This is a genomic window from Aeromonas molluscorum (genome assembly GCF_051376105.1).
In the GTDB taxonomy this organism is placed as follows: Bacteria; Pseudomonadota; Gammaproteobacteria; order Enterobacterales; family Aeromonadaceae; genus Aeromonas; species Aeromonas molluscorum.
Genome location: NZ_JBPQCY010000004.1, coordinates 1 through 3,755, shown reverse-complemented (window position 1 = coordinate 3,755; position 3,755 = coordinate 1). Strand labels below are relative to the sequence as shown.

4 protein-coding genes are annotated in these 3,755 nt (G+C 57.5%); 1 reads left to right on the top strand and 3 read right to left on the bottom strand.

Going from position 1 to position 3,755, the window contains the following annotated elements; genetic code table 11:
- The 3 genes from ACSMDR_RS21235 to ACSMDR_RS21225 all read right to left on the bottom strand — a co-directional run.
- On the bottom strand, positions 1-429 hold a 429-nt coding region (locus ACSMDR_RS21235; RefSeq protein WP_436469613.1), incomplete at its 3' end, for a contractile injection system protein, VgrG/Pvc8 family.
- A gap of 175 nt (positions 430-604) precedes the next feature.
- Positions 605-1,123, bottom strand: coding sequence for a type VI secretion system effector Hcp1 (gene hcp1 / locus ACSMDR_RS21230; protein WP_042040039.1), 519 nt, complete (start codon positions 1,121-1,123; stop codon positions 605-607).
- 230 nt (positions 1,124-1,353) lie between these two features.
- Entirely contained in the window at positions 1,354-2,412 is a 1,059-nt protein-coding gene (locus ACSMDR_RS21225) for a porin (protein ID WP_436469612.1), read from the bottom strand.
- Positions 2,413-2,696: 284 nt separating this feature from the next.
- Between ACSMDR_RS21225 and glpX the strand changes: the two genes are divergently transcribed.
- Complete coding sequence (glpX, locus tag ACSMDR_RS21220; protein WP_005892725.1) at positions 2,697-3,707, top strand: class II fructose-bisphosphatase; 1,011 nt, start codon at positions 2,697-2,699, stop codon at positions 3,705-3,707.
- Positions 3,708-3,755 lie beyond the last annotated feature (48 nt).

Sequence of the window (3,755 nt, the reverse complement as noted above, 5' to 3'; positions counted from 1 at the left end):
CTGGGTATGGTCATTTTTGAGGGCGAAGGCGTAGTCGGTAATGCCCGCCTCCTGCAGCAGTATGCTGATGATTTCTTCAGGTTTTTGCGCCTGGAAGATGCGGGCATTGCGACGCAGGGAGAGGCGCCAGAGGGCGGGCCTGACGACGACCTGGTAGCGAGTGCGACTAAAGCCGCTGTCTCCCTGGGCCGCGTCGCTGACCACACCGCTGATCCGGCGCTGCAGCTCACCGTTGTACCAGACCAGCAGCTCGCAGGGCTGGTCGAGCACGTCGGCGAAGGCGACATCGGCCTGATGGCTGGCCAGATCGAGCCGCAAGCTGAAGGGGCGACTCAGCTGCTCATCGAGGTTGAACTCGACCAGGGCGAAGGTGCTCTCGGGCAAGGCCCCTACCTTGACGGTGAACTGTAATCCGGTCTGATTGGCCATAGGAACTTAGACTCCCCTTGTATTTTATGATCGGACCTGTCGCCAGGCCGGATGAGAAAACACAAAAGCCCCGACGCCATCCCTTGCGGGAGGAGCCGGGGTAAACTGCACAGATTTCAACACGAAATCCAATGCCTGTTGCCACACAGGCGGATAAGAAAGGACATCGAAGAGATTAAGCTTCGATCGGGGCGCGCCAGTCGTCAGCACCCGAGGTTCCAGCCACGGTGTGCTCCCAGTCGATCTTGCGGTAGGCCAGAGAGACCTGGATCAGCTGGGTGAAGTCGGATTTTGCCGGGTCCTGGCAATGGGGCATCTGGCAGTCGATATCGACGACGGTGGCGTCGGTCAGCACGGTAGAAAAGAAGTGCTCCTGCTTGCCTTCCACGGAAGTGCGATACCACTTCAGGGTCACTTTCGGCAGCATCTCGCCGGAGGCCAGGGAGTTGTACATCAGCGGTACGGCTTTGTTCAGGGCGACGGTGAACTTGAACGGCTTGTGGACACGTTGACCGGCAGGCTGACCGGATTGCGGATCGGTCGGCACGGTAACGATGTGCTGGAACTCTTGTACCAGCATCTCGTCTTCATGGCCCTGCACGAAGATGTTGCCGACGGAATCGGAAGTGAAGGCACCGGCGGTGATGTTGCCCTGGGTTTTACCTTCGATGCTGATATAACACGGTGTTGGCATGGAAATGCTCCTTAACTGGGATGGTGATGATGTTCGCCCTGAGATAGCAGGGAGCGTGCCAGATGTTAAAATTTATATTTTTCAGTTAGTTATAGTGCGGCTCCATTAAGTTTGAGTGAGGGTGAGCAATAAGTTGCGCGACACTGCGTTATTATTCTGTATTGGCGCCGTGCGAAAGAAAAACAGGCGATGATCGCTCATCGCCTGTCGGGTCGCTGGGGAGGGGCTACTTAGAAGTCGTAGCGGGCGGCCAGTTGGAAGTCGTCCTGGTTGGCAACGGCCTTGTTCGGCTGGCTGTCCAGGTTGTTGATGCGGTATTCGCCGATCACCCGGAAGTTGCTGTTGAACTTGTATTGGGCGCCCAGGGTGTAGTAGTCGACGGAGTCGATGTCATCCTTGCCCTTCTGCTCGACGGTTTGCTTGTTCCAGAGCGCCATCAGGCCGATGCCGTTGCTGAAGTTGTAGCCAAGCGCGGCTTCCCAACCGGTGTGATCCTTGTCGGTGGCCAGGAAGTCGTTGCCATCGGCGTAGCTCAGGGCCGCGTAGATGCTCTTGTCGTCATATTTGGCGGAGAGCAGCCACAGTTTGGCATCGGCTTCGCCACTCTTGTCGCGCAGACCTACGTTGTAGGCGGTACCCAAAGAGAGGTTGAACGGGAAGCTGTAGGCCACGGCGGCGCCGTAGGCGGCATCGCTGTCTTTGTTGCTGGTCTCTTCGGTATCACCACCATCAAATTTGTAGCTGGTGTCAACCTGGAAGCCGTTGAACAGACCTGAGTATTTCAATACTGAACCGGCGCGGTTGGTGGCGAAGGTATCGGTTTTGGCGCCCAGAGCGTCATTGCCATAGCCATCGGACAAGGAGACATCTGTCCAGTCTGCCAGGAATCCGGGGGCGCCTTTCTGGCGACCGAAAGTGACAGCCCCCCAATCGGCGCCGACCCCGGCAAAGGCCAGGCGAGTGCGCATGTTGTCCGAGTTCTCGCTGATGGTTTTCTCGCTGTCATTGACGTACAGCTGCAGCTCGTATTGAGCCAGGGCCTTGAGATTGCTGTTGATCTGGCTGTCGACCTTGGCACCGAAACGGACAAACTGGTTTGCCCCCTGCTTGGCGCTGTAGTCATCGACTATGTCACCATTGTCATCAAGCTTCTTTTTGTCACCGAAGAACTGGCCGGCATAGATGCGGCCATAGAGGTCGAGCTTGGTGGTGTCATTCTTGAAGACTTCGACGGCCTGGGCTTGGAAGGCGGCGCTCAGTGCCAAGGCTACTACTGTCAGCTTTTTCATCTTAATCCCTTGTGTTGCAAGCTTTTGTTGTAAAAGACGGGGCTATCCTAGGGGGTCGAAATGACGGTTCGGTTACTGACAGATGAAGAGTGAATGGTGATTTGATGTCAGTTCGATGAAGGGGGCAACCTCAAGGCCTGCCAGCTTGAGCCTGCGTGGGTCTGCGTCGGTCACAGGGCGAGCGAAATGGTTAAAATACGGTGAGCACGTAGTTTTGCGCGCAAAGGTTTGCCCTTGTGGTAGAATGCCGCCCGTTTTTCGAGCTCCAATAGGTTGGATTAGCGATGAGACGTGAACTGGCAATCGAATTTTCCCGAGTGACGGAAGCGGCTGCACTGGCTGGCTATAAGTGGCTCGGACGTGGCGACAAGAATATCGCCGATGGCGCGGCCGTGGCGGCCATGCGTCATATCCTCAATCAGATCGATATCGATGGTGAGATAGTGATCGGCGAGGGTGAGATCGACGAAGCGCCCATGCTCTATATCGGTGAGCATGTGGGGACAGGTCTGGGTGATGCGGTAGACATCGCCGTCGACCCGATCGAAGGCACCCGCATGACCGCAATGGGCCAATCCAATGCCCTGGCTGTGCTGGCTGTTGGTGACAAGGGATCCTTCCTCAAGGCCCCCGACATGTACATGGAAAAACTCATCGTCGGCCCCAAGGCCAAAGGTGTGATCGACCTGGATCAAGCCCTTGAGCTGAACCTCAAAGCCGTTGCCAAGGCGCTCGGCAAGCCGCTGTCGCGTCTGACCGTCATTACCCTGGCCAAGCCGCGTCATGACAAGGCGATCAAGGAGATGCAGGGGCTGGGCGTGCGCGTATTCGCCATTCCCGACGGCGATGTGGCCGCCTCTATCCTCACCTGTCTGCCGGACAGCGAAGTCGACATGCTCTACGGCATCGGCGGCGCACCGGAAGGTGTCATCTCGGCGGCAGTGATCCGGGCCCTGGACGGCGACATGCAGGCTCGCCTCATGCCCCGCCATCAGGTCAAGGGTGACGATGCCAATGCCCGTGCCCTGGGCGAGCAGGAGATAGCCCGCTGCATCGCGCTGGGTATCGATGTCACCAAGGTGCTCAAGCTGGAAGATTTGGCCAAGAATGACAACGTCATCTTCTCCGCCACAGGCATCACCAAGGGCGATCTGCTGGAAGGCATCAGCAGCGATGGCATCATGGCGACCACCGAGACGCTGCTTATCCGTGGCAAGTCACGCACCATTCGTCGTATCAAGTCGATTCACTATCTGAGTCGCAAGGACGAGGTGATCCGCGACATCATTCTCTGATGCGCGGCCTTGCAATCCAAGCCCGGCCCAGCGCCGGGCTTGTTGCAT

Excerpts from the sequence above, each read along its gene's own strand:
- ACSMDR_RS21225 (WP_436469612.1), bottom strand. The coding sequence starts at position 2,412 with ATGAAAAAGCTGACAGTAGTAGCCTTGGCACTGAGCGCCGCCTTCCAA.
- hcp1 (WP_042040039.1), bottom strand. The coding sequence starts at position 1,123 with ATGCCAACACCGTGTTATATCAGCATCGAAGGTAAAACCCAGGGCAAC.
- glpX (WP_005892725.1), top strand. The coding sequence starts at position 2,697 with ATGAGACGTGAACTGGCAATCGAATTTTCCCGAGTGACGGAAGCGGCT.